We start from the raw sequence: 4,038 nt of genomic DNA, 5'->3' as shown, positions 1-4,038 counted from the left end.
AGTCCGATGACGGCCCCCAGCGTGCCCGCGAGCGGGTAGGCGATCAGGTAGCAGGCGTGTGACAGCGAGAACTGGGCCGCGAACACGGCCGCCCGGTTCTGCTCGGTGCTGTTGCGGCGCAGCAGCCGCGAGGACGGGGTGAGCACCGTGGAGGTCGCCGCCCCGAGCAGGAACCAGACGGCGAGCAGGCCGCCCCACTGCGCCGCGCCGTTCCCCCAGGCCATCACCGCGGCGCCTGCGACGAGCAGCACCGGCAGCGCGGCACCCCCGGCGAGCATGACGCCGCGGTCGGGGCGGGCGTCCAGGAGCTTCGGCATGCCGAGCGCGACCAGCATGGAGCCGCCGCCGTAGGCGCCCAGCAGGATCGCGGCATCGGATTGGCCCAGCCCGAGGCGCCCCTGCACGAGGACGACCGTGTTGACGATCACCATCGCCGAGGTGGCCGCCACGACCAGGTTGAGCCCCAGCAGGGCGCGGAGTTCAGCCCGGGACCAGAACACCCGGACACCCTGGGTGAGGCGGTCGACGAAGGGGGCCACGGGCGGCACCTCGATGGCCGGGAAGCGCACGGCGAGCACCAGGGCCGCCGAGGCGAGGAACCCGGCGACGGTGCCAACGAACAGGTCGTGATAGCTGACGACGGTGAGCAGGACGGCCGCCAACGCGGGACTGACCAGCGATTCGAGGTCGTAGGCGAGCCGGGACAGCGACAGGGCGCGGGTGTACTGCGCCTCGTCCGGCAGCACCGAGGGGATGACCGCCTGGAACGCGGGGGTGAACGTCGCCGAGGCGGATTGCAGCACGAAGATGAGCAGGTAGATCTGCCAGGCGTCCGTGACGAACGGCAGCGACACCGCCACGGTGGCGCGGATCAGGTCCGCGGCGATCAGCAGGGGCTTGCGCGGCACCCGCGCGGTGAGCGCGGCGATGACGGGGCCCACGGCCACGTAGGCGACCATCTTGACGGTCATGGCGACGCCGAGGACCAACCCGGCATCCCCTCCGGCGATGTCGAAGGACAGCAAGCCGAGCGCGACGGTCAGCAGCCCGGTTCCCACCAGGGCGATCACCTGGGCGCTGAACAGCTTCGCGTAGGCGGGGTTCCGCAGGACGCCGAGCATCGCCGACTCAGCCCGCCGCGTGGTGGTGGGGCGGGAGCTGTCCGTTGGCCACGGCGTGCTCGGCCTGCTTGAAGGCCTCCAGCACGACGGCGAGCGCGTGCTCATCGGTCAGCCGGTAGAGCACGCTGGTGCCCTGCTGCCGGGTCGAGACGATGCGCGCCATCCGCATCCGGGCCAGGTGTTGGGAGACCCCTGAGGGCTTCTTGTCCACGAGTTCGGCCAAGGCGCTCACCGAGAGCTCCGGCGCATCCCGCAGGGCGAGGACGATGCGGACCCGGGTGGTGTCGGCGAGGATGCGCAGCACCTCCACCGCCAGATCAACGTGCTCCGAGGAGGGAGGATCGCCCACAGTATCCCTATCCGCATTCATACGCGGATAATAACATTCCTCGCCTCGGTCTCCGCGCTCGTCCGACCACCCACCACCTCGATACAGTGCCGCAATGCCGCACACCCACCCGCACCGCGTCGGGTTTCGCATCCCCCCGGGTCACGACCCCGACACGGGTGACCAGCTGGCACGGTGGCGCCTGCTGCAAACCTCCGGCCACCGCCCCCACCACCTCACCGGGGCCTGGACCCCGCCCACCGACCCCGCCCTGGGCGCCCTCGCCGACGCCCTGACCTCTGCGGGGCTCGACCCCGCCGCGACCAGCCACCTCGACCATGCTGCGACGCTCGACCTGCTGCACCAGGGCGCCTGGGCGTGGACGCGCACCTCCGCCGCGTCGGCGTTCACCGCCGCGTTGTGGTCGGCCCCCGCCGCCTGGCGCTCCGCGCTCCCCGGCGTCCTGCTGGCCGAGGCCATGCCCGCCCACCCGTTCGCCCCATGGAGCGCCGCCTCGCCGACAGTGTGCGAGGTGTGCGGCTATCGGGACGAACCGGTTCACCTCCTCACCTCGTGGGCGCTGCGGCTCACCGGCGGCACCCCCCTGGACGGTGATCCGACCGGGTACGCGGCCACGCTGGACTGGTGCGGCACCGAACGCCCGCAGCCCACCGACTACGACCGCTGGGCGCTTGCCGCCGTGTTCGCCGTCATCCGCTCCCTCCCCGTGGCGACGCGCTACTCGGCAGCCGCGAAGGCGATCACCGGGGCCCGCATCCTGCGCGGCCGCTGGGCTGCTCGCGACGTCCTCGAGGCGCTCGCCCTCGTCGGCGTCCTCGCCCCGCCGGACCGCCCCGGGCTGAGCGAGCGCTTCACCACGTATCGGGAACGCGACCAGCGCCCCACCGTGCGCGTCGAGGTCCAAGCCCCGCTGGCGTGGTGGAACACCGATGTGGGCGACGGCGGGATCCGCACCGGCATCGCCGAGGAACTGTTCGGTGACCTGGGGTTGCCCACCGTCGATCTGGAGGGCCCCCGCCCGACGCCGACCCCGCCGGAGAAGCAGACGCTGGACGGCGGTCTCGCGGCCCGCATTCGAGCGCTCACCCCGCGCCAGCCGCGGGCGTCCGCATCGGTCGGATCCGGCCCGGTCGCCCCGGGTGACGTGTGGGCGATCCGCCTGGAACCTGGACGCTGGGTGACGGCATACGTTCACGAGGTCCGGGAGCGGGAGCGCCCCTACGCGCATGCCGAGTACCTGCTCGGCGTCCACGAGGCGCAGCCCGGCGTGGCGGATGTGACGCTGCGCGTCGCCCCTCGCCTCGACGGGCGTGCGCCCCAGTGGGTGCACTCACTCGAGACGACGCCGTGGGTGCGTCGCATCGCCCAGGGCGTCCCCCCGCCGGACGCCGACGAACCACGCCCCAGCGACGGCAGTTGGCAGTCGGGGCGCCACTTCAAGGAGTTGTCCGGATGGTATTTCCGCTGACCGGGGGCCCGCGATGAGCGCCCGCATCGATCACTTCACCGTCGCCGCCGTCGAGCGGCCCGCGTCGTTCGCTGCCCTCGTGGAGCAGGTCGCACGGCTCCAGGCCGAACAGGGCACTGACGGCGAGGTGTTCGTCACCCTCGACGACCCGGACCAGTGCCTCTACACCAGAAGCCACGCCGTCGACGCGCACGGTTTCGACGCGGGCCTGGACTACCCCTCCGACGGTGACCCCGCCGCGCTGGCCGCCTACGAGTCCGCCGCGCTGCACGCCACCGCCGCAGCCCTGGCCGACCCGGCCAGGGCGTTCGCCTGGGCCGATCTGCCGGAAGAGTGGCTGTGGGAGGCAGACGACATCGAGGCCCTGGCCGCGATGAACGCCCACCCTGAGGTCGTCCTGGACGCGGTCCACATAGCCCAGTGCCTGCCCCCGGGGATGGGGCTGCTGGCGAACCTGCCCAACGGCTACTTCAGCGGCGACTGGACGCCGTTCGCGACGCACGCGGTCGCCGAGCGGCTGCGTCGGCAGGGGTACACGCTGCGCGGGATCGGCGCACGCTGCCTGTGGTTCACCCGGACGACAACGCCCTCACCGTCCGAGACCGACGCCACGATCAGCGATCTGCAGCACCTGTACGGGAACGCCGACTCCCCGGCATGGGCGGCGCTTCACCTCACCCTCGCCACCACCCCGCACCTGCTGCTGGGCTACACCGAGGACTTCGCCGAGTTGACCAGCGATCTGGGCGACGCGTGAGCGGGGCCGCCCGCGCGGGCGAGGTGTACGCCTTCCCGCTCACCGGCGCGGACGCGTGGGGAGCCCTGCAGGTGCTCACCGTGGACGAGGCCAACGCCGATCTGATCGTGGCCGTGCTGGACTGGATCGGTCCCCACGAGCCCACCCTGGAGCAGGTTCGCGGGGCCGGCCCCCTGATGCAGGACTTCATGTTCTGGGGCGCCCACCCGATGGTGCAGCACGTGCCTGTGCCCGTCCCGGGCGCCTATCGGCTCCTGGGCGTGCTGCCCGCGGACGGCATGCCCGCGTCGTCGTCGTCGTGGGGGCACTGGGCGTTCGACCGGCAGGTGGCCCGGCAGGCGTG

5 protein-coding genes are annotated in these 4,038 nt (G+C 72.6%); 3 read left to right on the top strand and 2 right to left on the bottom strand.

The features are described 5' to 3' along the window. A partial coding sequence (locus V7E09_RS14700) for an MFS transporter (RefSeq protein ID WP_324523630.1) occupies window positions 1–1,121 on the bottom strand: 1,121 nt, incomplete at its 3' end. 7 nt (window positions 1,122–1,128) lie between these two features. Beyond that, window positions 1,129–1,470, bottom strand: coding sequence for an ArsR/SmtB family transcription factor (locus V7E09_RS14695; RefSeq protein WP_324512366.1), 342 nt, complete (start codon window positions 1,468–1,470; stop codon window positions 1,129–1,131). A 94-nt stretch (window positions 1,471–1,564) separates the two neighbouring features. On the opposite strand from V7E09_RS14695, the gene V7E09_RS14690 reads away from it, so the two are divergent. From V7E09_RS14690 to V7E09_RS14680, 3 genes are all read left to right on the top strand, one after another. Continuing rightward, window positions 1,565–2,938 carry a hypothetical protein gene (locus V7E09_RS14690; protein ID WP_324523629.1) on the top strand — a complete coding sequence of 458 codons (1,374 nt, stop codon included), beginning with the start codon at window positions 1,565–1,567 and terminating at the stop codon, window positions 2,936–2,938. A 13-nt stretch (window positions 2,939–2,951) separates the two neighbouring features. Then, the gene (locus V7E09_RS14685; protein ID WP_324512364.1) at window positions 2,952–3,695 is read left to right on the top strand and encodes a hypothetical protein; all 744 of its coding nucleotides are present in this window, start codon (window positions 2,952–2,954) and stop codon (window positions 3,693–3,695) included. After that, a partial coding sequence (locus V7E09_RS14680; protein WP_324523628.1) for a hypothetical protein occupies window positions 3,692–4,038 on the top strand: 347 nt, incomplete at its 3' end. The genes V7E09_RS14685 and V7E09_RS14680, both read left to right, overlap by 4 nt.

This window comes from Propioniciclava sp. (genome assembly GCF_036744435.1).
Taxonomy (GTDB): Bacteria; Actinomycetota; Actinomycetes; order Propionibacteriales; family Propionibacteriaceae; genus Propioniciclava.
The sequence above is the reverse complement of the archived record's forward strand: the minus strand, read 5'-3'. Positions and strand labels throughout refer to the sequence as shown.

Excerpts from the sequence above, each read along its gene's own strand:
- V7E09_RS14690 (WP_324523629.1), top strand. The coding sequence starts at position 1,565 with ATGCCGCACACCCACCCGCACCGCGTCGGGTTTCGCATCCCCCCGGGT.
- V7E09_RS14685 (WP_324512364.1), top strand. The coding sequence starts at position 2,952 with ATGAGCGCCCGCATCGATCACTTCACCGTCGCCGCCGTCGAGCGGCCC.